General features: G+C 62.6%; 1 pseudogene. It reads left to right on the top strand.

What is annotated here, in order from left to right:
- Nucleotides 1-1,032: pseudogene (locus EN925_RS37170) on the top strand (protein ndvB); the annotation flags it as partial.

The following is a 1,032-nucleotide window of genomic DNA, read 5'->3' as shown; positions in this document are numbered from 1 at the left end:
TCACCGAAGAGCCGATCCGCTCCAATTACCTGCCCGAAGAGCGCCTTCGGCTGCTCGGTGAAAGCCTGGCGAAAGGCGACCTCACAGACCTGTTCGGGCTGACGCCCTTCGATTTTCAGGCCCGTATCCGCGACAGCGCCAAGAAGATTTTGGAAGTCTACCGGTCGACCAATGCGGCGCAGGCGAGGGGCGAGACGATCACGCCGGCGGCACAATGGCTGCTCGACAACAATTACCTGGTCGAAGAGACCATTTTCCAGGTCAAGCGCGACCTGCCGCGCCGCTTCTATCGCCAGTTGCCGACCCTGAAGCTGCCTGACGGCGGCAGCGTGCCGCGCGCGCTGGCGCTGGCCTGGACCTATGTCGCACATTCGGACAGTTCCGTTTCGGCGACGATGTTCAAGTCCATCGTCCAGGGTTTTCAGTCGGTCGAGCCGCTGAAGATCGGCGAACTCTGGGCGCTGCCTTCGCTGTTGCGCTTCGTGCTGATCGAAAATCTGCGCCGGCTGGCGGTCAGGGTCAATCGAACCCGTCAGATGCGTCAGATCGCCAACGATGTGGCCGACAAGGTCCTGGCCACCGACGACAGCGCCGACCGGCAGTCGATCCTGTCCAATTTCAGCGCCCACGCACAGGACACCACCTTCGCCACCCAGCTGCTCTATCGCCTGCGCGATGGCTCGCAGAATGCCGGCAAGGCTCTGGAATGGCTGGAAGGCGAGCTCGAAAAGACCGGCTCCGATGCCGAGGAAATCATCATTTCCGAACATCACACGTTGTCCAGCGGCAATGTGACGACGGGCAACATCATTCGTGGCCTGCGCCTCATCAACGACGTCGATTGGACCGTGTGGTTCGAAGGCGTCAGCCGCATCGACACCGTGCTGCGCGAGCGCACCGATTTCGCCGCGCTCGACTTCTTCTCGCGCGACCAGTACCGGACCGCGATCGAGGAATTGGCGCGCCGCTCGAACCTTTCGGAATATCGCGTCGCCGAGAAGGCCATCGAGCTGGCCGGCCACGCCGCCAGCG

The sequence above is a fragment of the Mesorhizobium sp. M7A.F.Ca.US.006.04.2.1 genome (genome assembly GCF_004022915.1).
In the GTDB taxonomy this organism is placed as follows: domain Bacteria; phylum Pseudomonadota; class Alphaproteobacteria; order Rhizobiales; family Rhizobiaceae; genus Mesorhizobium; species Mesorhizobium ciceri.
Note: the sequence above shows the minus strand (reverse complement) of the source record. Positions and strands in the feature narration are given on the sequence as shown.